26 protein-coding genes are annotated in these 23423 nt (G+C 59.3%); 12 read left to right on the top strand and 14 right to left on the bottom strand.

The genetic code is table 11. From position 1 onward, the window contains the following. Nucleotides 1-42 precede the first annotated feature (42 nt). The 3 genes from HQN82_RS17230 (at nt 43) to HQN82_RS17220 (ending at nt 1557) form a co-directional block, all read left to right on the top strand. Nucleotides 43-831: an N-formylglutamate amidohydrolase gene (locus tag HQN82_RS17230; protein ID WP_173615344.1), complete on the top strand. Its 789-nt coding sequence runs from the start codon at nt 43-45 to the stop codon at nt 829-831. A 15-nt stretch (nt 832-846) separates the two neighbouring features. After that, a complete protein-coding gene (locus HQN82_RS17225; protein WP_006697181.1) occupies nt 847-1152 on the top strand; it encodes a DUF1244 domain-containing protein in 306 nt (101 codons plus the stop codon). A gap of 147 nt (nt 1153-1299) precedes the next feature. Beyond that, entirely contained in the window at nt 1300-1557 is a 258-nt protein-coding gene (locus tag HQN82_RS17220; protein ID WP_173615343.1) for a DUF2312 domain-containing protein, read from the top strand. Between the two features lie 67 nt (nt 1558-1624). Here HQN82_RS17220 and HQN82_RS17215 read toward each other — a convergent pair whose 3' ends face one another. The 5 genes from HQN82_RS17215 to HQN82_RS17195 all read right to left on the bottom strand — a co-directional run bounded on the left by HQN82_RS17215 (nt 1625) and on the right by HQN82_RS17195 (nt 4425). Beyond that, nucleotides 1625-2245 (bottom strand): tetratricopeptide repeat protein, encoded by a 621-nt coding sequence (locus HQN82_RS17215; RefSeq protein ID WP_173615342.1) that lies wholly within the window; start codon nt 2243-2245, stop codon nt 1625-1627. A 100-nt stretch (nt 2246-2345) separates the two neighbouring features. Continuing rightward, complete coding sequence (gene ykgO, locus HQN82_RS17210) at nt 2346-2471, bottom strand: type B 50S ribosomal protein L36 (protein WP_003497670.1); 126 nt, start codon at nt 2469-2471, stop codon at nt 2346-2348. A gap of 146 nt (nt 2472-2617) precedes the next feature. Then, entirely contained in the window at nt 2618-3694 is a 1077-nt protein-coding gene (locus tag HQN82_RS17205) for a 5-(carboxyamino)imidazole ribonucleotide synthase (protein ID WP_173615341.1), read from the bottom strand. A gap of 11 nt (nt 3695-3705) precedes the next feature. Next, nucleotides 3706-4173, bottom strand: a complete 468-nt coding sequence (purE, locus tag HQN82_RS17200; protein WP_034497641.1) for a 5-(carboxyamino)imidazole ribonucleotide mutase — start codon at nt 4171-4173, stop codon at nt 3706-3708. Nucleotides 4174-4221: 48 nt separating this feature from the next. Continuing rightward, entirely contained in the window at nt 4222-4425 is a 204-nt protein-coding gene (locus tag HQN82_RS17195; RefSeq protein WP_003497661.1) for a YdcH family protein, read from the bottom strand. A 234-nt stretch (nt 4426-4659) separates the two neighbouring features. Here HQN82_RS17195 and HQN82_RS17190 point away from each other — a divergent pair, with 234 nt between their 5' ends. Then, nucleotides 4660-4836: a YdcH family protein gene (locus tag HQN82_RS17190; RefSeq protein WP_003506164.1), complete on the top strand. Its 177-nt coding sequence runs from the start codon at nt 4660-4662 to the stop codon at nt 4834-4836. A 102-nt stretch (nt 4837-4938) separates the two neighbouring features. Here HQN82_RS17190 and HQN82_RS17185 read toward each other — a convergent pair whose 3' ends face one another. Then, on the bottom strand, nt 4939-5703 hold the full coding sequence (locus tag HQN82_RS17185) for a sulfite exporter TauE/SafE family protein (protein WP_173615340.1): 765 nt from the start codon (nt 5701-5703) through the stop codon (nt 4939-4941). A 104-nt stretch (nt 5704-5807) separates the two neighbouring features. Here HQN82_RS17185 and HQN82_RS17180 point away from each other — a divergent pair, with 104 nt between their 5' ends. The 6 genes from HQN82_RS17180 (at nt 5808) to HQN82_RS17155 (ending at nt 12524) form a co-directional block, all read left to right on the top strand. Then, nucleotides 5808-6461 (top strand): thiamine phosphate synthase, encoded by a 654-nt coding sequence (locus tag HQN82_RS17180; RefSeq protein ID WP_034497636.1) that lies wholly within the window; start codon nt 5808-5810, stop codon nt 6459-6461. Nucleotides 6462-6469: 8 nt separating this feature from the next. Further along, on the top strand, nt 6470-7570 hold the full coding sequence (locus HQN82_RS17175; RefSeq protein WP_173615339.1) for a tetratricopeptide repeat protein: 1101 nt from the start codon (nt 6470-6472) through the stop codon (nt 7568-7570). 164 nt (nt 7571-7734) lie between these two features. Further along, entirely contained in the window at nt 7735-8535 is an 801-nt protein-coding gene (locus HQN82_RS17170) for an inositol monophosphatase family protein (RefSeq protein WP_004445792.1), read from the top strand. A 202-nt stretch (nt 8536-8737) separates the two neighbouring features. Beyond that, complete coding sequence (locus HQN82_RS17165; protein ID WP_173615338.1) at nt 8738-9754, top strand: flagellar motor protein MotA; 1017 nt, start codon at nt 8738-8740, stop codon at nt 9752-9754. A gap of 2 nt (nt 9755-9756) precedes the next feature. Continuing rightward, a complete protein-coding gene (locus HQN82_RS17160) occupies nt 9757-10788 on the top strand; it encodes a peptidoglycan -binding protein (RefSeq protein ID WP_173615337.1) in 1032 nt (343 codons plus the stop codon). An 89-nt stretch (nt 10789-10877) separates the two neighbouring features. Further along, nucleotides 10878-12524 carry an FAD-binding dehydrogenase gene (locus HQN82_RS17155; RefSeq protein WP_173615336.1) on the top strand — a complete coding sequence of 549 codons (1647 nt, stop codon included), beginning with the start codon at nt 10878-10880 and terminating at the stop codon, nt 12522-12524. Nucleotide 12525: 1 nt separating this feature from the next. On the opposite strand, the gene HQN82_RS17150 is transcribed toward HQN82_RS17155, so the two are convergent. Further along, nucleotides 12526-14325 carry an ABC transporter transmembrane domain-containing protein gene (locus HQN82_RS17150; RefSeq protein ID WP_173615335.1) on the bottom strand — a complete coding sequence of 600 codons (1800 nt, stop codon included), beginning with the start codon at nt 14323-14325 and terminating at the stop codon, nt 12526-12528. Between the two features lie 260 nt (nt 14326-14585). Here HQN82_RS17150 and rpmE point away from each other — a divergent pair, with 260 nt between their 5' ends. After that, complete coding sequence (gene rpmE, locus HQN82_RS17145) at nt 14586-14807, top strand: 50S ribosomal protein L31 (RefSeq protein ID WP_003497640.1); 222 nt, start codon at nt 14586-14588, stop codon at nt 14805-14807. A gap of 150 nt (nt 14808-14957) precedes the next feature. On the opposite strand, the gene rcdA is transcribed toward rpmE, so the two are convergent. From rcdA to HQN82_RS17130, 3 genes are all read right to left on the bottom strand, one after another. Next, a complete protein-coding gene (gene rcdA, locus HQN82_RS17140) occupies nt 14958-15473 on the bottom strand; it encodes a protease adaptor protein RcdA (protein ID WP_003506184.1) in 516 nt (171 codons plus the stop codon). 401 nt (nt 15474-15874) lie between these two features. Continuing rightward, a complete protein-coding gene (locus tag HQN82_RS17135; RefSeq protein WP_004445779.1) occupies nt 15875-16066 on the bottom strand; it encodes a DUF1192 domain-containing protein in 192 nt (63 codons plus the stop codon). Continuing rightward, the gene (locus tag HQN82_RS17130) at nt 16063-17352 is read right to left on the bottom strand and encodes an MFS transporter (protein ID WP_173615334.1); all 1290 of its coding nucleotides are present in this window, start codon (nt 17350-17352) and stop codon (nt 16063-16065) included. Before HQN82_RS17130 ends, HQN82_RS17135 begins: the two co-directional genes overlap by 4 nt. Nucleotides 17353-17489: 137 nt before the next feature. Between HQN82_RS17130 and HQN82_RS17125 the strand changes: the two genes are divergently transcribed. Then, nucleotides 17490-17645 carry a hypothetical protein gene (locus HQN82_RS17125; RefSeq protein ID WP_004445774.1) on the top strand — a complete coding sequence of 52 codons (156 nt, stop codon included), beginning with the start codon at nt 17490-17492 and terminating at the stop codon, nt 17643-17645. Between the two features lie 54 nt (nt 17646-17699). Here HQN82_RS17125 and HQN82_RS17120 read toward each other — a convergent pair whose 3' ends face one another. From HQN82_RS17120 to gap, 4 genes are all read right to left on the bottom strand, one after another. Next, nucleotides 17700-18725 (bottom strand): class I fructose-bisphosphate aldolase, encoded by a 1026-nt coding sequence (locus tag HQN82_RS17120; protein ID WP_004445772.1) that lies wholly within the window; start codon nt 18723-18725, stop codon nt 17700-17702. A 191-nt stretch (nt 18726-18916) separates the two neighbouring features. Next, complete coding sequence (locus HQN82_RS17115; RefSeq protein WP_004445771.1) at nt 18917-20119, bottom strand: phosphoglycerate kinase; 1203 nt, start codon at nt 20117-20119, stop codon at nt 18917-18919. Between the two features lie 67 nt (nt 20120-20186). Beyond that, nucleotides 20187-22052 carry a potassium/proton antiporter gene (locus tag HQN82_RS17110; protein ID WP_173615333.1) on the bottom strand — a complete coding sequence of 622 codons (1866 nt, stop codon included), beginning with the start codon at nt 22050-22052 and terminating at the stop codon, nt 20187-20189. A gap of 313 nt (nt 22053-22365) precedes the next feature. Further along, nucleotides 22366-23376: a type I glyceraldehyde-3-phosphate dehydrogenase gene (gene gap / locus HQN82_RS17105; RefSeq protein ID WP_173615332.1), complete on the bottom strand. Its 1011-nt coding sequence runs from the start codon at nt 23374-23376 to the stop codon at nt 22366-22368. Between the last annotated feature and the right edge of the window lie 47 nt (nt 23377-23423).

Here is a 23423-nt window from a genome sequence, read left to right as displayed (position 1 = left end):
CATCAAGTTTCTCTCCTCAATGCTGCCCCAGAAAAATCATCGATGAACGACTTCATACCCTATGAAATCATAGAAGGCGATTATGACAAAGGCATGGTTCTGCTGGCAGACCACGCCATGAACCTTCTGCCGGCACACTACGGCAATCTTGGTCTTCCGCAAACCGCTTTTCACCGCCACATCGCATTTGATATCGGTATAGAGGGGCTAACGCGCTCGCTGGCTGCGCGCCTTGACGTGCCGGCGGTGCTCGGGCGTTTCTCGCGGCTGCTGATCGATCCGAATCGTGGTGAGGACGATCCAACTCTCATCATGAAAATCTCGGACGGAGCGATCATCCCTGGAAACTATCCGATTTCCGACGAGGAATGGCAAAGGCGGATCGAGACTTTTCACCGGCCTTATCACAATGCCGTGGACAGCGTGCTGACCCGTGTGGCCGAGGCCTCGGAAGAAGCGCCGCTCGTCCTGTCACTGCATTCCTATACCCCGTTCTGGAAGGAAACGCCGAGGCCATGGCATGCGGCGGTTCTGTGGGATACGGATCATCGTGCGGTCGATCCGCTGCTGGCGCATTTGCGCGCCACCGGCGACATTCTCGTCGGCGACAACGAACCCTATGATGGAGCACTCAAGGGCGATACCATGTATCGCCATTGTATGGCGAAGGGTATACCGCACGCACTTCTGGAGGTCAGGCAGGATCTGATCGGCAACGAGGAGGGGATCGCCGAATGGTCGGACCGGCTCGCTCCCATTTTCGCCGCAATGAATGACGATCCGGTTCTACATGAATATCAGCTGTTCGCTTCCCGCACCGGCCCCTATTGAGCCTGGAGTTTCGCCATGACAAATGAGAACGACAACGGGCAGATCGAGTTTGAGGCGGCCGCATTCCGGCGTCTCGTCAAACATCTTCGTGAACGCCATGATGTGCAGAACATCGACCTGATGAATCTCGCGGGCTTCTGCCGCAACTGCCTTTCCAACTGGTACCGTGAAGCGGCCGAGGAAGCGGGTGTTCCGCTCAGCAAGGAAAAATCCCGGGAAATTGTCTACGGCATGCCCTATGAGGATTGGAAAGAGAAATACCAGGGCGAAGCGAGTGGCGACCAGAAAGCCGCTTTCGAGCAGAACCGGCCCAAGGAATAAGTCTTCACCGACGGAATCGACTTGACGGGACGCCTTTCAGTGGGCAGTTCACAGGCCTGAATTTTGCTGCCTGCTGGCAGCGACCGGCGAACGCCTTGCCAGTTTGAATGAACAAGGCCCACATGCGGGCCGCCAATGAAGGATGATATGATGGACGAAAGCAGCACCACCGAAACCGTCGCCGCCGCCGAACTGCGTCAGTTCATCGAGCGCGTCGAGCGCCTCGAAGAAGAAAAGGCTGCTATTCAGGGTGATATCAAGGATGTCATGGGCGAAGCGAAGGGGCGTGGGTACGATACCAAGGCGATCCGTACCATCATCCGCCTGCGCAAGAAGGATGCCAACGAACGCATCGAGGAAGAAACGATTCTTCAGACTTATATGGCCGCGCTCGGCATGGAATGATCGGCTGAAAATGCCTCAATGAAAAATCGCCGCTTCTGCGGCGATTTTTGTTTGACTGCCCTCGACATCAGCCGCGCGTGCCAGCCAGCTTTTCTGAAAGGTCGATGGCTTCCTTGCGGGCGTCCTTGTCTGCAGGATAAAGCGCCAGATAACGCTCCCAGGCTTTCAGCGCCAGCTCGTCGCGGCCGGAGGCTTCGAGGATGTTGGCCAGGCTTGCGAGGGCAGGGAAATAGCGCGGCTCTATTTCCAGCGTCAGGTTGATGTCTGCCATTGCCTTGCGGGTGTCGCCATCGGCGAAATGGACCATGGCGCGGCGATAGGGCGCCTGCACATAGTCGGGATCGAGCAAAACAACCTGGTCGAGAAAATCGTAAGCGGCGGCGTTGCGCTTTTCGTCGGCAGCTTCGCCTGCCCATTGCATCAGGAGATTGATCGTTGCGCTGCCGGAATCATTCCATTCGGAGGCGATCTGGTTGGCGATGCTGCGCGCCTTGACCGCATTCCGTTCCTTTTTCAGCGAAGCGAAAAGCGTGTCGATTGTCTTGGCGGGTGATGGCGCCGATTCGACAGCAACAGCTGGCTTTCCGTCTGCCGCTTGGGCAACAGCAGCCGTTCCCGCAAACGCGAGGCTTGAGACCATGAAGCCCTGAGCAATAATGAGAGCGGTGCAAAAACGATTTGGGCGCATGGGTTAAAGCTTAACCCGACTGCGCCCAATATCAAATGCAAACTTCTGGTCTGTCAACAAAGTGATCCGCGATCTGATCGCGAACCGCAGTCGCAGTCAATCAGCCCTGACGAGCCTTGAAGCGCGGGTTCTGCTTGTTGATGATGTAGACGCGGCCCTTGCGGCGAACCAGGCGGTTATCGCGATGACGGGCCTTAAGCGCTTTAAGCGAATTCTTGATCTTCATTTTACTGGTCCGCAGTTTTGCACGGTTTGTGCCGTGCTATTCAAACAATCAAAAGCGCGCAACGGGGCGCGCTCTTTTCGGTTGGCAGGCAGATACCTGTTTGAGCCCTGCCTGTCAACACTTGCCCGCGTCTTTGCCTTAAAAGACTAGGCTTTTCCTGTGTGCAGAAGCTGCGTCACGTGGCCCATCTTGCGGCCCGGCCGTGCTTCCGTCTTGCCGTAGAGGTGTACGAGACTATCCTTTTTCGACAGCCATGCCGGTACGTCGTTGATGTCATCGCCGATCAGATTGGTCATGATGCAGTCGGAATGGCGATTCGTGTTGCCAGGGTTAAGGCCCGATACGGCACGGATATGCTGTTCGAATTGCGAGATCACACAGGCCGCCTCCGTCCAGTGGCCAGTATTGTGCACGCGGGGCGCCATTTCATTGGCGACCAGCGATCCATCCGGCAGGACGAAAAACTCGATGCCGATAACGCCGACGTAATCCAGAGCGGCCAGGAGTTTTTCCGCCGATTGCACGGCAATACCCCTGGCGGCATCCGAAAGTGCGGCCGGCACGGTGGATGTGTGCAGGATGCCGTTCAGATGAACGTTCTCGGCCGGATCGTAACAGGTCACGGTCCCGTCCCGGAAACGGGCGGCGATGATCGAAATTTCGCGTTCGAAGGCGATGAAGCTTTCAAGAATCAGCGGCACGCCGCCAAGCGCTGCAAACGCGCCCGCGAGGTCTTCGCCACCCCGGAAGAGGCGCTGGCCCTTGCCGTCATAACCCATGCGACGGGTTTTCAGCACACCTTTGCCGCCAAAGGCGGCCAGCGCGGCTTCCAGCTCTTCCTGGCTATCCACGGCGCGGAAATCGGCGGTTGGAATGCCGCAATCGTTGAGGAAGCGTTTTTCCGTCAAGCGATCCTGTGAGGCGCTGAGCGCCTGTGCCGGCGGGTAAACGGGAACCGAGGCGCTGAGTTTTTCTGCCGCGGCGACGGGCACGTTCTCGAATTCGTAGGTCACGACATCACAGCGGCTTGCGAGTTGCGCAAGTGCTTTTTCGTCATCATATGCTGCCACAATCTGGTCGTTGCAGGCCTGTGCCGCGGGACAATCCGCCTGCGGCTCCAGCACGATGGTACGGTGGTTGAGACGCGCCGCGGCCATCGCCAGCATGCGGCCGAGTTGCCCGCCACCGATGATACCGATGGTGAGGTTGGTTGTCTTTTCCATGTCGTGTGTCGTCACTGGGCGCTGTCCATGGGGTATTCCGCGACAGCCGCCGACTGGCGCGCACGCCAGGCGTCCAGGCGATCGGCAAGGTCTTCATCGCCAAGCGCCAGCACCGCGGCCGCGAGAAGGGCCGCATTGATCGCGCCGGCCTTGCCGATAGCGAGCGTGCCGACAGGGATGCCGGCGGGCATCTGCACGATGGAATAGAGGCTGTCCTGACCGGACATGGTCTTCGATTGGACCGGAACGCCGAAGACCGGAAGCGGCGTCATGGCAGCTGTCATGCCCGGCAGATGGGCAGCGCCGCCGGCGCCCGCAATAATGACCTTGAAGCCTTCGTCTTTCGCGCCATTGGCGAAATCGTAAAGCCGGTCAGGAGTGCGATGGGCGGAAATGATGCGGGCTTCGTATTCGATGTCGAGCGCATCCAGCGTGTCGGCGGCGTTCTTCATGGTCTCCCAGTCGGACTGGCTGCCCATGATGATGGCGACGGGGGGCGTTTCTGCTGTCACGTAATGTCTCCGGGCTCAGGCGATGATATCGGGAATGACCTGATCTTCCAGCTGGGTCATCTTGTCCTTGACGGCCAGCTTCTTCTTTTTCATGCGTTGTATCCGCAGCGCGTCGCAGCTGGTCTGGATCATCGCATTGATCGCCGCGTCATAATCCTCATGCTCCTGGCGCAGCCGCGCCAGCGTGAGCCTGATGTCCGCCTGGTCCTGATCGGGCATCTTGTCATCCCCATTTTATGCCAGCCGGATAGCCTCCGGCGCGTATGTGATCGTTCACGAGCCTCTATCATCAAATCGCAGTAACGGGAAGTTATCCCTTGCGACCAAATTGCCCACTTATTGCCTTCATTTCGCCTTCGACAAGCCGATCGATCCGTGTCACATTGTCGTCGCAAACCTGAAACTCCAGCGATGGAGAGCTGGAGGTAGGTTCAAAAAGGAAGGACGTGCCGCATGACCATTCAGGCTCATATTGCATCGCTCGAAAAGAAACACGGTGCTCTGGAGGAGGAGCTCGAAAGTATTCTTGCTTCCCCGTCGTCTGACGATAGAGAGATCGCGGACCTTAAACGTCGTAAACTGCGCCTGAAGGATGAACTCCAGAGGCTCAAGGCCTCCACAAGACATTGATTTATGGCAGATCGCTGGCCCTCGATGAATGAGGGGCCGGCGGTCTGACCCTTTCGAGCTCTGGCGGCGAAACCTGCTGCCAGAGCTTTTTTATTGCCGTATTTAGAACGGTAGTCCGTCCCACAGCAGTTTCAGTGCCGCAATCAGCGCCATCGCATACATCAGCGGGTAAAACACGGATGGTTTAAGGTATTTCACTACTCTTGCACCGGCCAGCGTCGCCAGCATCGCGACGGGCAGCAGACTTGCCGATGTCTTGAGGTTGGTGGCGTCGAGCGCGCCAAGCGCGAAATAGGGTATGAGCTTGATCGCATTCATGATGGCGAAGAAGCGCACGCTCATGCCGGTATAGGTCTTCGGGTCGAGTTTCAGCGGCAGAACGTAGATCTGGAAGGGCGGTCCACCCGCATGGGCCACGAAACTCGCATAACCGGACAGGCTGGACCAGAGCGTGGCCGCGGCCGGCCTTTGCGGTTTTGCCGGAATTTCCTGACCGTTGCGGCTTTTGAAACTCTCATAAAAGTAACGCAACACGAACAGGATCGTGACCGAGGCGACGACGAGACGCATGGCATCTGCGGAGATCATGCTCGAAGTTGCCCAGCCGAGCGCAATGCCGGCGATTGCCCCTGGCAGCATGACAAGGAGCGTCTGGCGATGGTTGTAGTGCCGCCAGGCGAAAAGCGCGACAATATCCATGACGATCAGGATCGGCAGGAATATCGCTGCCGCCTGCACGGGCGATACGGCAAGCGCCATCAGTGGCACGCCCATCAGCGCCAGCGCGCCGCCCAGTCCCCCTTTGGAAAGGCCGACGAGAACCACTGCGGGAATGGCGGCGAGATAAAAATGAAAATCGGTCAGCATGGATGTATGGTTGATCCTTTCGCCGGTCCGGTTTATCGGATTTGTCATATGAAAACGAGTGCAGATCGCGTCGGAAGCGTCGTCTGCCTGAAATGGACGAAACGATGAGCATTGTTGAAGACCGTTGCCGCCTTGTCCTGATCGTCCCGCAATCGGACGATGCGCAAAAGCAGGCCGCAGATGTGGAAGCCGCGCTGCGGGGAGGCGATGTCGCTTCGGTCATCATTCCGCAATACGGTCTGGATGACGCCGCTTTCCAGAAACGCGCCGAACTGATCGTACCCCTCGTCCAGGCGTCGGGTGCCGCGGCGCTCATTGCCGGTGACAGCCGTGTTGCCGGCCGGGTGAAGGCGGACGGGCTGCATGTGGTCGGTAACGCCGAGGCGCTTTCGGAGGCTGTGGAAAAATTCACCCCGAAACTGATCGTCGGCGGCGGAAATGCCGATGACCGCCACAAGGCTCTGGAGCAGGGCGAGGCCAACCCGGATTACGTGTTTTTCGGGAAGCTCGAAGGCGACATCAAGCCCGAGGCGCATCCCAAGAACCTGGCGCTCGGTGAGTGGTGGGCGTCGATGATCGAAATCCCCGCCATCGTCATGGGCGGCACGGACCTCTCGTCCGTGGTTGCCGTGGCGGAGACGGGCGTGGAGTTCGTGGCTATGCGCAGCGGCGTTTTCGACAATGTCGGTGGCGCCGCCCAGGCCGTTTCTGAAATCAACGCTTTGCTTGACGAAAAAGCGCCACGGTTTGACGGTTGATACAGGCGATGATCATGCGCTCGCTTCATTTCGGCCTCTCTGTTTCGCTGCTGGCGTTTGCTTTCGGCGCGCCAGCGGGTGTCGCTCTTGCTCAATCCGGGCCGCAAAGTGAAAACAATGCGCTTTCCCGACAGCTGGAAAATGAGGCTCAGCCGACCCGTCAGGGCAGAGTGCAATCCGAAGAGCAGAAGGACTTGCAGCCTTCAGCCGGCGTGAACGTCTATCAGCGCATGGGTGCGGATCTGCCGGCACTGCCGCCTGAGAAGGAATTCAAGGGCCGGGTGGATGAGGCCTATGGCCATTTCCAGCGCGGCGAGTACGTGCAGGCGCTTGATAAGGCGCTGAACCGCGCGCAGAACGGTGATGCACCCGCCCAGACGCTGGTGGCGGAAATGATGTCGCGCGGACTTGGCATTGCGCGTGACGAGAAAACAGCCGCGTTCTGGTATCAGCAGGCCGCACAGGGCGGCGATCCCGTCGCCATGTTCAAATTTGCCCTTATCCTGATGGAAGGGAAATTCGTTACGCGCGACAAGGCGAAGGCCGATGATTTCATGCGTCGTGCAGCGGAAGCCGGCAACGCCTCTGCCCAGTTCAACTGGGGCCAGATATTGGTTTCGGAAAATCCGGGCGCCAAGGGTCTGCTGATGGCTTTACCCTTCTATGAAAAATCCGCCGAACAGGGCATTGCCGATGCGCAATATGCGGTATCGCAAATTTACTGGTCGGTGAAGGATGTGCCGGCCGAGAAAAAGGCAAAGGCGCGCGACTGGTTGATGCGCGCTGCAAAGGCCGGCTACGACACTGCACAGGTCGATCTCGGTATCTGGCTGATCAACGGATTTGGTGGCGAGCGTAATCTCGACGAAGGCTTCCGCTGGCTCTATGGCGCAGCACAGCGCGGTAATGTCGTGGCGCAGAACAAGGTTGCACATCTCTATATTCAGGCACTCGGTACCCGGCCTGATCCGGTTGAGGCAGCCAAATGGTACGTGCTTTCCCGCCGAGCCGGATTGAAGGATCCGTCTCTCGAGGACTTCTATCTCGGCATCAATGACGAGCAGCAGAAGAAGGCGATCGAGGCCGCAAATCGTTTCCGTCCGACCTGATGGAAGGGTTGCGTTCCCTGACCGGGGTTGACCCATGGGCTTTTTACCTTGAATTTCCGCGCGTTTTGTGGTCTTGAACCGCAAACTTTCAATTCAAGAAAATAATGACGTGCCTGCCCGGTGAGCTTCCGGGCGGTTCGCAAGCTTTCCAGGAAAAAACATCGATGGCCCGTTCAGCCCTTCTCAATGTCATGGTTCAGGCCGCCATCAAGGCGGGTAAGTCTTTGTCGCGTGACTTCGGTGAAGTGCAGAACCTGCAGGTCTCGGTCAAGGGACCGAGCGACTTCGTTTCGCAGGCGGATCTGAAGGCCGAGAAGATCGTGCGCGAGGAGCTGATGAAGGCGCGCCCGACCTATGATTTCCTGGGTGAAGAAGGCGGCGAGGAAAAGGGAACCGATGGTGCTCATCGCTGGATCGTCGATCCGCTTGATGGCACAACCAACTTCCTGCACGGCATTCCGCATTTTGCGGTTTCCATCGCGCTTGAGCGTAACGGCGAAGTCGTCGCCGGTGTGATCTTCAATCCTGCCACCGACGAACTCTACACCGCCGAGCGTGGCGGCGGCGCGTTCCTCAACGACCGCCGCATCCGCGTTGCCGCGCGCAAGGCGCTGACGGATTGCGTCATCGGCTGCGGCGTGCCGCATCTCGGCCGCGGCAACCACGGCAAGTTCCTGGTCGAGCTCCGTCACGTCATGGGGGAGGCTGCAGGCATCCGTCGCATGGGTGCGGCGTCGCTCGATCTCGCCTATGTCGCCGCTGGCCGTCTCGACGGTTACTGGGAAGCCGATCTTTCGCCATGGGACATGGCGGCCGGCCTCGTGCTGATTCGGGAAGCCGGTGGTTTCGCCTCCGACATCAAGGGCGGCACGGATATCTTCGGCAGCAGTTCCGTTGCTGCAGGCAACGAATATATCCACAAGGCGCTCGTTGAGGTGGCCAACCGCCCTATTCCGGGCCGCTGATTGGTTTTCAGCAGAAAACCTGCCGTTTTTCACAAGTTTTCGATGCCCGGCGAATGTTCGCCGGGCATTTTTGTTTTCCCTCGCCCGGCTCCGTGCCTTTTTTCGTGAAAGGCCTGTGACGAAAGACCGGCTTTTCGCTTCAAATCGTCGCAATTTTCAAATAGCTTCCGCTGGATAGCTGACCAAAGGGAATGCGAACGTTATGGCGGATTCGGAGCTGCTCGATCTTGGCGTCGAGAAACCGGTGACCACACGGCAATACAGCCACAAGCTGTCCAGCCCCACACCGTTTCTCTGGACGATGGTTCTGTTTCTGATCCTCGTCGGCTTTCTGGCAGCGATTCTCTATCGGCAGGCGCACACCGCCTTCATGACCAATCCGGGGCTCAACGGCTTCATTCTCGGCGTGCTCGCCATCGGCATCATTCTGGTGTTTACGCAGACGATGAGCCTGCGTTCGGAAGTCCGCTGGTTCAACGCCTTTCGTGCCGCCGGCAGCGTCGAAAAGGTCGGTCGCGCGCCCAAACTGCTTGCGCCGATGAGCACGCTGATCGGCAAGCGTGGTGAAGTCCGCCTTTCTGCCGTTACGCAACGCACGATCCTCGATTCCATCGCAACGCGCCTCGACGAGACGCGTGACACATCACGTTATCTCGTCGGCTTACTGGTATTTCTTGGCCTGCTCGGCACCTTCTGGGGCCTTATCGGCACCATTGGCGCCATCAGCAACGTCATCCAGTCTCTCGACCCAAGCGCCGGTGACAGCAATGATATTCTCGGTTCGCTCAAGGCCGGTCTCACCGCGCCGCTGGCGGGTATGGGAACGGCCTTTTCCTCGTCACTGCTTGGTCTTTCCGGTTCGCTGATTCTCGGTTTTCTCGATCTTCAGGCCGGCCGCGCCCAGAACCGTTTTTACACCCAGCTTGAAAACTGGCTGTCCTCGGTAACGGATACGACGGACGCCCCAAGGGAGTCCATGGGCGAAGCAGGGGCCGTGGTGAGCACCGAGCGTTCGCTGGCGGCCATGACCAGTCTTGCCGAAGGCATTCAGGGTCTGGTCAAGAACATGCGCAGCGAACAGCAGATGTTGCGCGACTGGATCGAGGCGCAGCAGGAGGAATCCAAATCGCTCCGCCGCACGCTCGACCGGCTTTCGGCGCGAATTGACAGCGATACGAAGTCTTCCGGACGCACCCGGCACGATAACGGGAGCGAATAGCCATGGCGCTTGCGCGCAACCGCCGCCGCGACAGGGGTGTGGATTATTGGCCGGGCTTCGTCGATGCTCTGTCGACGCTGCTGATGGCCATCATGTTTCTGCTGACGGTCTTCGTGCTCGCGCAATTTGTGCTGTCGCGTGAGATTACCGGCAAGGACGAGGTGCTGACGCGTCTCAACAGCCAGATTGCCGAATTGACCGAACTTCTGGCCATGGAAAAGGGCAACAAGCAGGATGTTGAGGACGCCTTGGCGAGCCTGCAATCCACTCTTGCCGCGTCTGAGAATGAACGGTCGCGGCTGCAGGCACTGCTCGACGCCGGCTCGGGCAACAATGCCAACGCCAACGCCCGTATCGGCAGTCTCACTGGTGAACTGGACGAGCAGCGGCAGGCCAATTCCCGCGCCTCCGCGCAGATCGAGTTGCTCAACCAGCAGATTGCGGCGCTGAGGGCGCAGATTGCCTCGGTCGAAGCCGCGCTGCAGGCCTCCGAAGCCAAGGATGCCTCTTCTCAGGTCAAGATCGCCGATCTCGGCCGCCGCCTCAATGTCGCGCTGGCGCAGCGGGTGCAGGAACTGAACCGCTATCGATCCGACTTCTTCGGGCGGTTGCGCGAAATTCTGTCCGATCGTGAAAACATCCGTATCGTCGGCGACCGCTTTGTCTTCCAATCCGAAGTGCTCTTCCCTTCCGGCGGCAATGAACTCAATCCGGAAGGGCAAGCGGAAATGGCGAAGCTCGCAACTGCGCTGCTTGATCTCGCAAAGGAAATCCCGGCGGAGATCAACTGGGTCCTGCGCGTCGATGGCCATACGGATAATGTCCAGCTGTCCGGCTCCGGACGCTACCGGGACAATTGGGAACTCTCCTCGGCCCGTGCCACTTCGGTTGTGAAGTTCCTGATCTCCAAGGGCGTGCCGGCAAACCGTCTGGTCGCCGCCGGCTTTGGAGAATATCAGCCGATTGCAGAAGGTGACTCACCGGAGGCACGGCAGCAGAACCGCCGTATCGAACTCAAGCTGACCGAGCGCTGAAATCGCGGACCGCATCTGGGCGGTTGCCTTCCGACGAAAGTAAACTTACGTTCGCGTAAAAGTAATTCCGTCATATCTGGGAGGGGCTGATGGAACGCTATGATGTGATCGTTGTCGGGGCGGGGCTTGCCGGGCTGGTTGCGGCGACGGAGGCTGCCGAGCGAGGTCTCAGCGTCTGCGTGCTTGACCAGGAGGGTGAGCAGAACCTGGGCGGGCAGGCCTTCTGGTCGCTTGGCGGCCTGTTTTTCATCGATAGTCCAGAACAACGTCGGATGCGCGTGCGAGACAGTCTCGACCTTGCGAGGCAGGACTGGTTCGGTTCGGCCGGTTTTGATCGCCCGGAAGATCACTGGCCGCGTCGCTGGGCAGAGGCCTATCTCGATTTTGCTGCCGGTGAGAAGCGGGAATGGCTGCACCGCATGGGTATGCGCTGGTTTCCCGTGGTCGGCTGGGCCGAGCGTGGCGGCGGTTTGGCTGATGGTCATGGCAATTCTGTTCCACGCTTCCACGTCACCTGGGGCACAGGCCCCGGAGTGCTTTCTCCCTTCGTTAAAAAGGCAAAGCTAATCGCGGCAGATGGGCGGCTATCCTTCCGCTTCCGCCACCGGGTCGATCGACTGGATATCGCCGATGGCCGGGTGACCGGCGTTTCCGGTGCGGTTCTTGCAAGCGATCCGGTGCAACGCGGAGAGGAGAGCAGCCGGGAAGAGCAGGGCGAATTCGGTCTTTCCGCTGCTGCGGTCATTGTCAGTTCCGGCGGCATCGGCGGTAATCAGGAGCTGGTGCGGCGCAACTGGCCCGTGGAACGGCTGGGCCAGCCGCCGCAAAACATGGTTTGCGGCGTGCCGGCGCATGTGGACGGCCGCATGATCGCCATCACCGAGGCGGCGGGTGGCGGGGTCATCAACCGTGACCGCATGTGGCATTACACCGAGGGTGTCAAAAACCACGACCCGATCTGGCCAGGCCACGGCATCCGCATTCTGCCCGGTCCTTCGTCCTTCTGGTGCGACGCAAATGGTGACCGGCTTCATGCGCCGGCCATGCCTGGCTTTGATACGCTTGGCACACTGAAGATGCTGGGTGAACGTGGCAGCGGTTACAGCTGGTTCATTCTGACCAAAGCGATCATCAAGAAGGAGTTCGCGCTTTCAGGTTCGGAGCAGAATCCTGATCTGACGGGCAAGAATATGCGCCTGTTGCTGAAAAGGTTGGGAAAGGAGCCGCCTGGACCGGTGCGGGCTTTCATGGAACGGGGCGAGGATTTCGCCGTTCGTGATACGCTGGAAGAATTGGTGCCTGCGATGAACGCCATCGCCGGAAATGATCGTCTGGACAGCAATCACATCCGCCGGCAGATCGAAGCGCGCGACCGCGAGATTGAAAACGGCTTTAGCAAGGATACGCAGGTAACGGCCATCCACGGTGCGCGCCGTTACCTCGGTGACCGGCTGATGAGAACGGCAAAACCGCATCGCCTGCTCGATCCCGCCATGGGGCCGTTGATTGCCGTGCGTCTGCATCTGCTGACGCGCAAGACCCTGGGTGGCCTGCACACCGACCTTGAGGCGAGGGTGCTGGACGCCGGCGGCGAGCCGGTGCCGGGGCTTTATGCCGCTGGCGAGGTGGCCGGTTTCGGCGGGGGCGGCATGCATGGATATAACGCGCTTGAAGGCACTTTCCTTGGAGGATGCCTGTTTTCCGGGCGCGTTGCGGGGCGCTGCGTGCTGACGTAACTCAGGCCTGTGCGCGCAGTTCTTCGGGCCCGGTCTGGAATTGCAGGCGGGCGAGCCGGGCATAGAGACCGTTCTGGCGAATGAGACTCTGATGCGTGCCATCCTCGATGATGCGGCCTTCATCCATCACCAGAATGCGGTCGGCTTTGAGAACGGTGGCAAGGCGGTGGGCGATGACAATCGTGGTGCGGCTGCTCATGAGCTCATCGAGCGCCTTCTGTACCAGTGTCTCGCTTTCCGCGTCGAGCGCCGAGGTGGCCTCGTCCAAAAGCAGGATAGGTGCGTTGCGCAGGATGGCGCGGGCAATGGCGACGCGCTGGCGCTGCCCGCCGGAAAGCGTCACGCCGCGCTCTCCCACCTGGGTGTCATATCCGTCGGGAAGGCGTTCGATGAAGCTGTCGGCCTGCGCGGCGATGGCGGCGGCGCGCACTTCTTCCCGTGTCGCGTCAGGCCGTCCAAAGGCGATATTGTCATGGATGGAGGAGGCGAATATCGCCACATCCTGCGGGACGATGGACAGGCGCGCCCGCAGATCGGCGAGCTTGACGTCGCGGATATCAGCGCCGTCAATGGTGATACGGCCCTGCTGCGGATCGTAAAAGCGCATCAGCAGCGAAAAGACCGTGCTCTTGCCCGCACCGGAGGGTCCGACGATGGCGACGGTTTCGCCGGCACTGACTTTGAAGGAGAGGCCGGAGACGATCGGCCGTCCTGCCGCGAGCGGGTAGACAAAATCGACATTCTCGAATGCGGCTTCGCCACGCGGTGGCTGGGGCAGAGTGACGGGCGCGGCGGGATCGAGAACCGGCGAGCGCTCGTCCAGCAGTTCGGACAGCCGTTCTGCCGCGCCGCCGGCCTGCGCCAGTTCTCCCCAGACTTCCGAGAGCTGACCAAGGCCGCTGGCCGCGATGACCGAATAAAGCACGAACTGACCGAGCGTTCCCGCGGTCATGCTACCGGACAGGACGCTTTGCGCCCCATACCAGAGAATGCCGACAACGCTGCCAAAGACGAGCGTGATGGCGACGGCGGTGAGGATGGAGCGTGCGCCGATGGCGGCGCGTGCGCCCTGATAGGCCGCTTCCACCGAAGCGCCATAACGGGCATTCGCCAGCGTCTCGGTATTGAAGGACTGTACGGTGCGGCTCGCCGCAATCGTCTCGGAAGCATAAGCGGCGGAATTGGCCAATGTGTCTTGTGTCGTACGGGAGCGGGCGCGAACCGAGCGCCCGAAGGCAATCAGGGGAAAAACGATAAAGGGAATGGCCAGCAGCGCGAGGCCGGAAAGACCGGGGCTGGTATAGATCATCATCGCCACGGCGCCGCAGCACATGATGATGTTGCGCAACGCCACCGACGCAGATGAGCCGAATGCAGAGCGGATCTGCACCGTGTCGGCCGTCAGTCGCGAGGTGAGCTCGCCTGAGCGGTTGGCATCGAAGAATTGCTGTGACAGCGTGGTGAGGTGGGCGAACACATCGCGGCGCAGATCGGCAACGACCCTCTCGCCGATTGTCATGACATAATAATAACGCATGGCGCTGGCGAGTGCGAGAACAACCGCAATGGCCAAAAGCATGGCGAAGTAGCTGTTGATCATGCCGCCATCAGGCGTCTGGAAACCGTGATCGATGATGCGGCGAACGGCGAGCGGCAAGGCGAGAGTCGTGGCAGAAGACAGAACAAGTGCAAAAAGAGCCGCAGCCATCAAGCCACGATAACGCCTGAGATAAGGAAACAGGCCAAGAAGCGGTTTCAGGCTTCTCTGTTTCACCGCTTTATGCTGTTCGATGTCTGCCACGTCCTCTATGCTCCTCGTTCTTCGCCATTTTTCGGCCTTTTGCGGGCGAATTTCCGGTCTGCGGTAAAATTCCTGCCCGGCAGCCATCTCCCTTCACAAGGGGATAGCAGGCTCTTGTTATCTCGGCGACCTTCATGTATAGGCTCCGCATCGAATTGGGAAGCCATAGCCCATCTGGACTATGGCTTCATTTATTGAATTGGCTCAGTTGACGCAATTGCGGCAAATGGACCGCACGTCACTTAACCAGGAAGATTGTCATGAAGGCTGATATCCATCCCGATTATCACACGATCAAGGTGGTCATGACCGATGGCACCGAATACGAAACCCGCTCTACCTGGGGTTCGGAAGGCGCCGTCATGAACCTTGAAATCGACCCCAAGTCCCATCCGGCATGGACGGGCGGCAACCAGCAGCTTATGGACCGCGGTGGTCGCGTTTCCAAGTTCAACAAGCGTTTTGGCGGCCTCGGCCTCTAATTCCCTTGCGGACGGATTGTTAAAAAAGCCCGGTTTTGCCGGGCTTTTTTGTTGCGCTGTTTTGGCGACGGCATCTACCCGCATGACCGCTGAAACAAAAAAGCAGGCCGGTGGGCCTGCTTTCAATTTGTCCTGTCAATGTGGTCTTTCTCAGTTGATCGAGAAAGCCGTGCGCAGAAGGTTGAGCTGCGCCTGGACGCTGTTCTCATTGTCTGGCACCTTCGCAGCTTCGGAAGGGCGATAGATTTCGCGGTCGAGCAGGGCGATGCGGTTCTGGAGACGGAGCGACCGCTCGATAAGATCGCGGAAGGACTCCGGCAGGTCGTTCCAGCCGGGCGCGTTGCGGTCGACGTTAAAGCTGTCGAGGCGAACCTTATTCTTCTCGCTCAAAACCTGATCGCGGGTCATTTCACCGTTGTTGACGGCGCGCTGGAGCAGCAGCCAGGAGGCCATCTGCATCAGGCGAGTCGTGAGGCGCATCGATTCCGCGGCATAAAGCACTGAGGCCATGCGCGGCAAAACTTTCGAGGCAGCGCGGCCGGCGCCGTCGAGATAGCTTGCGGTTTCCTCGACCAGGGTCATGCCTTCGGTATAGAGGGTCTTGAACTGGTTGGAAGCAGCCGCGCGCCCCGCAAAGCTTATGGTATTTAAAACCTGTTCCGACATTTCTTTAAATCCCTGCTCACGCACCACACTGTCAGGCAACGACGATCCGGATATTTTGTTCCGGCCTTTAGTGTTTTCAGGATGGTATCTTTACCTGAAATGCGCAAGGCAATTATTAAAGAAGGGTTAATACCCACAGTTTTACCGAAGCCGGCGGCGGCAAAAAAAGAGCCGCGAAAGCGGCTCTCAAGGTAAAACAGGGAGAAAAATCAGACCAATTCGCCGAATGGAGAAGATGCCTGAAATCCAGAAGAACTGGACATGTATAGTAATCTCTCAGAAAGCTTAATTTTTGGTTAATGGTAAACGAAAGACTGACCCAAAACCTCCTATTTTGGAACGCACGTTGAACCGATTCTGCCGTTAGGCACGTGCGGGCCGGGTTTATTGGTCACCGCGCATCAGGATCGGAAAAGATTCTCCGCCGCCTGTCTTCCCGCGGACTTCCGCTTTCTTTCCTCTTCGAGTCGGGTGATTTCGGCCTGGAGAAGCTCGATCCGGCTGTCCAGTTCGTCCACGGAGAGGAGGCTGAGATCGCTGCCAATCTGGTGTGCAGCGGGTTTTTGCGGGCGGTCGTCGTCAAAGAGGCTCATATGCCTGCTCCTTTTTCCACGTAGTCCCCATCCTCGCCGGGATATTGCGGCGCGCGCGGGTCAAGCGCAATACTCTCCGGTGTCACCAGCGGCGAAGGCGTCGTCGGCATCATCGTCGAGAAATTGTCCTTCTCGTCGGTTGAAAGCGCGGCGCGCCTGCGGCTTCTGATAATGGCATAGGCAGTAATCAAAATATGGGCGACGGCTGTGACCAGAAACAGTGCATAGGGCCCGGAATAGGTCATGACAGCGCCGCCGAGCGTCGGTCCGATAATGGTGCCGACGCCGTAAAGCAACAGCAACCCGCCTGAAACCTTGACGAAATCCTCGGACGCCGCAAAGTCGTTGGCGTGCGCCACGGCGATGGGATAGAGCGCATTGGCGGCTGCACCGTAAACGGCGATCATCGGAATCAGAACGTAGACGTGATGCGGCTGCACGGCTGCGACCGCAAGTCCCGCGATGGCGCCAAGCCCCGCGAGGCCGGCCAGCACGTAACGACGGTCTATCCTGTCCGAAAGGCGACCCGCCGGGAACTGCGCCAATGCGCCGACGAAAATTGTGACGGACACCATGATGGCGATCATGGTCGGATCCAGGCCTGCTCGGGCACCGAAGACGGCGCCGAGCGTACCGTAAGCACCGTTGGCGATGCCGATCATCAAAATGCCGACGAATGAGACCGGAGAGTTGCGATAGAGCGCCGGCAAATCCAGTTTCACCTTCTGCAAGGGCTGTGGACTGGCCGCCTTTGAAAGCGTTGCCGGCAGAATGGCGATGCAATAAATGATGCCGCAGATCATGAACAGCGAGGTATTGCTGATATCTCCCATCGGCACGATCATCTGTCCCGCCACGACGCCCAGAAGCGTGATGGCGATATAGAGTGAAAAGATCATGCCGCGGCTTTCGTTCGTGGCACGCTCGTTCAGCCAGCTTTCGATGATCATTGAGGTGCCGGCAGTGCAGAAGCCGGTAAGCGCACGTAGCGTAATCCACCAGACGTCATCAACGATGAGACCGGTCATGAGCACGGTCAGGCATACCAGTGCGACGAAAGACGCAAAAGCCCGCACATGGCCGGCACGGCGCACGATGGCCGGCGCGACAAAACAACCGACAACGAAGCCCGCAGCCCAGGAGGTGCCAAGGAAACCGAGGATCTCGTTGGAGTAACCTTCCGCCGAGCCGCGCACTGGCAGCACGAGGCCCTGAAGACCGTTGCCGAGAAAGAGAAACAGAGTGCTGGATAAAAGAGCGAATACGGGTAGAAGATTTCTGCTCATGACAACACTCTCATGCGTTCGGACGGACGGTCGGACAGGTCATACAACGGGAGTTACCCGAATGAGTTGCACTCTTCTGGTGAACGGTAAAAATGTCCAGCCTGTGACGATGCAGAAATAAAGAAAAGGCTCAATAAATGACGAAGGCGATCGGCCTTTTTTTACTGCTGGCCATGGCCGTCCAGATTATCCGGCCGCTCGGCCTGCCGGGGCTGAAGAAACGGGGCGATTGCTGGAAGATAGCGGTTGCCGCCTTTGTCATCTGGTCGGTAACGCTGCTTCTGCGCCCATAAGAAAAAGCCGCCCCGGGAGGCGGCTTTCATTCACTAAAGCTCTGGAGCGAAGCCTCAGGCTGCCTTTTCGAGTTCCTGCTTCCAGTTACCCTTGGCCGCCAGACTGTTCATGGCGGCGCGGTGCGTGAAGGCGCGCTGGCCGGCAGCGACATTCTCCTGCTTGCCGCCCCAGGTCTTGAGGGCCGTATCCTGAAGCGCGCGGCCGTAGGAGTAGGTGAGAGACCAGGGCAGGTCATAGCCGGAATTCATGGCTGAGAGATGTGCCGTTGCTTCTTCGGAGGACTGGCCGCCGGAAAGGAAGGCAATGCCCGGAACGGCGGAAGGTACGGTCGCCTTCAGGACCTTCACGGTCTTTTCCGCCACTTCCTCGACGGAAGCCTTGCGGGCCTTCTTGCCGTCGATGATCATGTTCGGCTTGAGGATCATGCCTTCGAGGTTCACGCGGGCGTCGAACAGGTCCGCGAAGACGGTCTGCAGAACCCATTGCGTGACTTCCGCGCAGCGGTCGATGTCATGCGTGCCCGGCTCGCCGTCCATCAGGACTTCAGGCTCAACGATCGGCACGATATCCGCCTGCTGGCAGAGAGCGGCATAGCGGGCGAGCGACTGGGAATTTGCCTTGATCGAACCCCAGCTCGGGCGCTGTTCACCGATGGTGATGACGCCACGCCACTTGGCGAAGCGCGCACCGGCTTCGTGGTACTTGCGCAGGCGCTCATAAAGACCGTCGAGGCCTTCGGTAATGAATTCATGCGGGTGGAAGGCCATCGGCTTGGCGCCGATATCCACCTTGATGCCCGGCAGGCTGCCAGCCGCCTTGATGATATCAACGAAAGGTGTGCCGTCGGCAGCCTTCTGGAACAGGGTCTCTTCATAGAGAATGACGCCGGAGATATATTTCTTCATGGCGTCGTCGGAACGGAACAGCATCTCGCGATAGTCGCGGCGGGCGGTCTCGGTGGACTCCAGATTGATGCTGTCGAAACGCTTTTTGATCGTTCCCGTGGATTCGTCGGCGGCGAGCAGGCCCTTGCCGTCGGCGACCATTTTGATTGCGATGTCTTCGAGACGTTCGGTCATTTGCTATTCTCCCAAGGCACAATAAATTTCCGATAACAGAAGTTCCAGGGCAGGGAAATGGCACGCTAACTCATTGAAACGATTGAAATGATTTCAATCGTTTGAAACTTTTCCTCCCGCGTGCACTTACCAAAAGACAAGGCCGGACAAGCATCGCTTGTCCGGCCTTGTGTCAGGCAAGTGAGATAAGTTTACTTGGCGGCGGTCAGGATGGCAACGCCCGGCAGTTCCTTGCCTTCCATCCATTCAAGGAAGGCGCCGCCGGCGGTCGAAACATAGGAGAAATCCTCGGAAACGCCGGCATGGTTGAGCGCGGCCACGGTATCGCCGCCGCCTGCGACGGAGACGAGCTTGCCGGCCTTTGTGCATTCCGCGGCATGTTTTGCGGCAGCCACGGTGGCTGCATCGAAGGGTTCGATTTCGAAGGCGCCGAGCGGCCCGTTCCAGACCAGCGTCTCCGCGCGTGAAATCCAGGCCTTGATGCTTTCAACCGATTTCGGGCCGACATCGAGCACCATGGCGTCAGCGGGAATGGCATTGATGTCGACCGTTTCACTGGCCGCACCGGCCTTGAATTCGCGGGCAACGACGCCGTCTTCCGGCAGCACGATGGCACAGCCGGAAGTCGCGGCCTCGATCATGATCTGCTTTGCGGTCTCGGCCAGATCATGCTCGCAGAGCGATTTTCCAACCTGGGCGCCACGGGCGGCGAGGAAGGTGTTGGCCATGCCGCCGCCAATGACGAGGGCATCGACCTTCTTAACGAGGTTCATCAGAAGATCGATCTTGCTTGAAACCTTCGCGCCGCCAACGATGGCGACGACGGGACGCACCGGCTGGCCGAGGCCCTTTTCCAGCGCCTCAAGTTCGGCCTGCATGGTGCGCCCGGCATAGGCGGGCAGGTGGCGGGCGAGGCCCTCGGTGGAGGCGTGGGCGCGATGCGCGGCGGAGAAGGCGTCGTTGACATAGATATCGCCATTGGCCGCCAGAGCCTCGACGAAGGTGGGATCGTTCTTTTCTTCGCCCTTGTGGAACCGTGTGTTTTCCAGAAGCAGGATGTCGCCGTCATTCAGTTTCGCAACGGCCTCCGCCGCCGGCGCGCCGATGCAGTCGGACGCGAAGGAGACGGCATGGTCCAGCACCTCCTCAACTGCTGGTACGATCTGGGAAAGCGACATGTCAGCCACGGGTTCGCCCTTCGGACGGCCAAAATGGGCAAGCAGAATAACCTTTGCGCCCTTCTTGGAAAGTTCCAGAATGGTCGGCGCGACCCGCTCGATACGGGTCTTGTCCGTAACTTTGCCATCCGCGACCGGCACGTTGAGATCAACGCGGACGAGAACGCGCTTTCCGGCAATGTCGTTGAGGTCATCGATGGTCTTGAAAGCGGGCATAGGTCGATCCTGATTTGTTGCGAGTTCGGCAGGGACCATACTATGCCTGATTGCCGACGCAAGCCGGTCAGGCTTCATTTTCTCTCACGGTGTTTGAAGGTGCGACCATGTCTTGTGCGGTAGCGGTGGAACGCGACTGACGCCGCTGCGCCAGATAGTCGCGCACCCGTTTGAAAATTTCCGAGAAGCTGATGAAGATCGGCAGGGTGGTAGCCGGTTCGACCGGCTCCAGCGAAATTCCGACACCAGCTATCGCCTCATGTTCGTCCAAAGTTCGCACGATCAGGACGATGGAGCCGAGGCGCACGCGGTCGGCATAATCGGCCCGTCCGGCAAGACGTGTCTCGATGAGTTCTGCGATGCTCATTGCCTGTTCTGCTGGCGCAAGCAGGCCGGGACCATAGGCGGCATCAAGCTCCTTCGCCGGCCGGGCGGGAGAGATCGCGAAGGTGCCGAAGAAATCGGCGTCGTCATCGGCGACGGGCAGGGCGCTCGCGAAGAGCCGGTCGATCAGGCGGGAATAACCGGGGGCGATGAAGAGATAGACAAGATCATTTTCACGCAGTCGCCCGGCATATTGGTAGCGAATCGATTTACCGTCACGCACCACCAGCGAAGGCATCGCCCAGCGGGGAATGCGCTCGCCCTGCAGGATGGCGCTGCCCTTTGCCACGCGGTAGGAAATCAGTTCGTGATTGGCCGTGCCGGGAAGGTCAACCTCCAGCTTGTCCACCTCGCCCATGCGTGGCGGCACGATCAGCCCCAGCCTTGTTGCCACCGGTTTGATGGTCCAGCCCTGCACGAGGAGCGATACCAGCACGATGATGAAGGCGGCATTGAAATAGATCTGGGCGTCATCAAGTCCGCCGAGGATGGGCATGATGGCAAGCAGGATGGAGACGGCGCCGCGCAGGCCCACCCAGGCGACGAAAGAGGTTTCCTGTTGGGTGTAGTTAAACGGCATGAGGCTGAGCCAGACCGCGAGCGGACGGGCGACGAAGATCAGGAACAGCGCCAGCAGGATGGCTGGAATTGCGATTGCAGGAAACTGTGACGGCGTGGCAAGCAGGCCGAGCATCAGGAACATGATGATCTGTGCCAGCCACGTCAGCCCTTCGTGGAAGCGACGGATCGTTTCCTTGGCGAAGATCCTGCGATTGCCGGCAACAATGCCGGCGACATAGACCGCCAGAAAGCCGCTGCCGCCAATCGTGCCGGTGAAGGAAAACACGAGCAGCGCCAGCGCAAGCACAAAGATCGGCGCCAGCCCGCGATCGGCGGCAAAACGGTTAACCACGGCGGCGATCATGAGACCGCCCAGCACGCCGACGATCACACCGAGGCCCATTTCCTCAACAAAAAGCAGCAGAAAACCGCTGTCGATACCGGCCAGGCCCTGTCCTTTGGCGATGATCTCGACCAGGGCGACTGTGAGGAAGATGGCCATTGGATCGTTGGTGCCTGATTCGACCTCCAGCGTGGAGCGCACCTGATCGCGGATGTGGATGCCGCCGATGCGCAGCAGGAAAAACACCGCTGCCGCATCGGTGGAGGCGACAATGGCACCGAGCAGCAGGCCCTCTAGCCAGGAGAGCCCGAGCAGGAGGGCGGCTGCGCCCGCGAAAAAGACGGATGTGAGAATAACGCCGACCGTGGCAAGCGCCATTGCCGGTGCCGCGGAAAGCCGGAAAGACTGGATCGACGTGCCAAACCCGGAGTCGAACAGGATGACAGCAAGTACCAGCGAACCGAGCATATAGGCGAGAGGGTTGTTGGTGAATTCGATACCGAGTCCGTCCACACCCGCCGCAAGTCCAATCACAAGGAAAAGCAGCAGCAGCGGCGCGCCGAATCGGTAGGCGATGAGGCTCGAGAAGGCGGCGACGAGGACAAGAACAGTTGCCACCAGCAACAACAGATAAAATGATTCCACGTCCACCGCCTCTTTCACGCCGCGCTGGCCACCGCAATGATTGCTCTGCACGTTCGCAGTCAATGCGCCACGGGTTGCGGTCTGTCACGCTCGGTCGGCGGCGTTGAAAGGTAACGCAAGGCGGGGTGTATCGAAAGATACGGCAGGGCCGAAGTGCATTGCGCACGACCGTTATCCCTGCGTCCCTTGTCCGTTTCAAAATGGACCAGACAAAGGCAGGAAATTGAAAACATGGCGGCACTGTAGAGGAAACCGGGAATAAAAAATCCGGCGGGATCGCTCCCGCCGGAATGCATCGACTGATGAGTATTCGTTAGATGGTCTTCGCGAAGGCGACAGCCGTATCCGACATGCGGTTGGAGAAGCCCCACTCGTTGTCGTACCAGGACAGGACGCGCACGAAGTTGCCTTCCATGACCTTGGTCTGGTCATTGGCGAAGATCGACGAGTGGCTGTCGTGGTTGAAATCGCGGGAAACCAGCGGCTCGTCGGTATAGCCGAGTATGCCCTTCAGCTGGCCGTCGGAAGCCGCCTTGATGGCTGCGTTGATTTCGGCAGCCGTCGTGCTCTTCTTGGCCACGAACTTGAAGTCGACGACCGATACGTTCGGGGTCGGAACGCGGATCGACGTGCCGTCAAGCTTGCCCTTGAGGTGTGGCAGGACGAGGCCAACAGCCTTTGCGGCGCCTGTCGAGGTCGGGATCATGGACAGGGCTGCGGCGCGGGCGCGGTACAGATCCTTGTGCATGGTGTCCAGCGTCGGCTGGTCGCCGGTGTAGGAGTGGATCGTGGTCATGAAGCCATGATCGATGCCAACGGCGTCATCGAGAACCTTCACGACCGGCACGAGGCAGTTGGTGGTGCAGGATGCGTTGGAGATGACGAGGTGATCCTTCGTCAGCTGGTCATGGTTGACACCGAAGACGACGGTGAGGTCGGCGCCGTCAGCGGGGGCCGAAACGATGACGCGCTTTGCGCCAGCCGTCAGATGGGCAGCAGCCTTGTCGCGGGCCGTGAAGATGCCGGTGCACTCGAGCGCGATATCGACGCCCAGTTCCTTGTGCGGCAGCGTTGCCGGGTCGCGAACGGCCGTCACCTTGATTGGCTTGCCACCACCAACGATGATGGTGTCGCCTTCGACCTTGACGTCGGCCGGGAACTTGCCGTGGATCGAATCGTAGCGCAGCAGGTGAGCGTTGGTTTCAACCGGGCCGAGGTCGTTGATGGCGACGACTTCGATATCGGTGCGGCCGGATTCGACGATGGCGCGCAAAACATTGCGGCCGATGCGGCCGAAGCCGTTAATGGCAACTTTAACAGTCATTTACAGTCTCCCGAACAAAAATGGGCGTGGTCTTTGCTGAATGGTGA

Origin of the sequence: Agrobacterium pusense (assembly GCF_013285525.1) — a bacterium.
Lineage (GTDB): Bacteria > Pseudomonadota > Alphaproteobacteria > Rhizobiales > Rhizobiaceae > Agrobacterium > Agrobacterium pusense.
Note: the sequence above shows the minus strand (reverse complement) of the source record. Positions and strands in the feature narration are given on the sequence as shown.

Bases quoted from the DNA above. Each gene is read 5' to 3' on its own strand.
- HQN82_RS17175 (WP_173615339.1), top strand. From the start codon at position 6,470: ATGATCATGCGCTCGCTTCATTTCGGCCTCTCTGTTTCGCTGCTGGCG.
- HQN82_RS17130 (WP_173615334.1), bottom strand. From the start codon at position 17,352: ATGAGCAGAAATCTTCTACCCGTATTCGCTCTTTTATCCAGCACTCTG.
- HQN82_RS17205 (WP_173615341.1), bottom strand. From the start codon at position 3,694: ATGGAAAAGACAACCAACCTCACCATCGGTATCATCGGTGGCGGGCAA.
- HQN82_RS17125 (WP_004445774.1), top strand. From the start codon at position 17,490: ATGACGAAGGCGATCGGCCTTTTTTTACTGCTGGCCATGGCCGTCCAG.
- HQN82_RS17190 (WP_003506164.1), top strand. From the start codon at position 4,660: ATGACCATTCAGGCTCATATTGCATCGCTCGAAAAGAAACACGGTGCT.
- rcdA (WP_003506184.1), bottom strand. From the start codon at position 15,473: ATGTCGGAACAGGTTTTAAATACCATAAGCTTTGCGGGGCGCGCGGCT.
- HQN82_RS17170 (WP_004445792.1), top strand. From the start codon at position 7,735: ATGGCCCGTTCAGCCCTTCTCAATGTCATGGTTCAGGCCGCCATCAAG.
- gap (WP_173615332.1), bottom strand. From the start codon at position 23,376: ATGACTGTTAAAGTTGCCATTAACGGCTTCGGCCGCATCGGCCGCAAT.
- HQN82_RS17115 (WP_004445771.1), bottom strand. From the start codon at position 20,119: ATGCCCGCTTTCAAGACCATCGATGACCTCAACGACATTGCCGGAAAG.
- HQN82_RS17225 (WP_006697181.1), top strand. From the start codon at position 847: ATGACAAATGAGAACGACAACGGGCAGATCGAGTTTGAGGCGGCCGCA.
- HQN82_RS17195 (WP_003497661.1), bottom strand. From the start codon at position 4,425: ATGCCCGATCAGGACCAGGCGGACATCAGGCTCACGCTGGCGCGGCTG.
- HQN82_RS17230 (WP_173615344.1), top strand. From the start codon at position 43: ATGAACGACTTCATACCCTATGAAATCATAGAAGGCGATTATGACAAA.
- HQN82_RS17220 (WP_173615343.1), top strand. From the start codon at position 1,300: ATGATGGACGAAAGCAGCACCACCGAAACCGTCGCCGCCGCCGAACTG.
- HQN82_RS17135 (WP_004445779.1), bottom strand. From the start codon at position 16,066: ATGAGCCTCTTTGACGACGACCGCCCGCAAAAACCCGCTGCACACCAG.
- rpmE (WP_003497640.1), top strand. From the start codon at position 14,586: ATGAAGGCTGATATCCATCCCGATTATCACACGATCAAGGTGGTCATG.
- HQN82_RS17165 (WP_173615338.1), top strand. From the start codon at position 8,738: ATGGCGGATTCGGAGCTGCTCGATCTTGGCGTCGAGAAACCGGTGACC.
- purE (WP_034497641.1), bottom strand. From the start codon at position 4,173: ATGGGCAGCCAGTCCGACTGGGAGACCATGAAGAACGCCGCCGACACG.
- HQN82_RS17120 (WP_004445772.1), bottom strand. From the start codon at position 18,725: ATGACCGAACGTCTCGAAGACATCGCAATCAAAATGGTCGCCGACGGC.
- HQN82_RS17160 (WP_173615337.1), top strand. From the start codon at position 9,757: ATGGCGCTTGCGCGCAACCGCCGCCGCGACAGGGGTGTGGATTATTGG.
- HQN82_RS17180 (WP_034497636.1), top strand. From the start codon at position 5,808: ATGAGCATTGTTGAAGACCGTTGCCGCCTTGTCCTGATCGTCCCGCAA.
- ykgO (WP_003497670.1), bottom strand. From the start codon at position 2,471: ATGAAGATCAAGAATTCGCTTAAAGCGCTTAAGGCCCGTCATCGCGAT.
- HQN82_RS17185 (WP_173615340.1), bottom strand. From the start codon at position 5,703: ATGCTGACCGATTTTCATTTTTATCTCGCCGCCATTCCCGCAGTGGTT.
- HQN82_RS17215 (WP_173615342.1), bottom strand. From the start codon at position 2,245: ATGCGCCCAAATCGTTTTTGCACCGCTCTCATTATTGCTCAGGGCTTC.
- HQN82_RS17155 (WP_173615336.1), top strand. From the start codon at position 10,878: ATGGAACGCTATGATGTGATCGTTGTCGGGGCGGGGCTTGCCGGGCTG.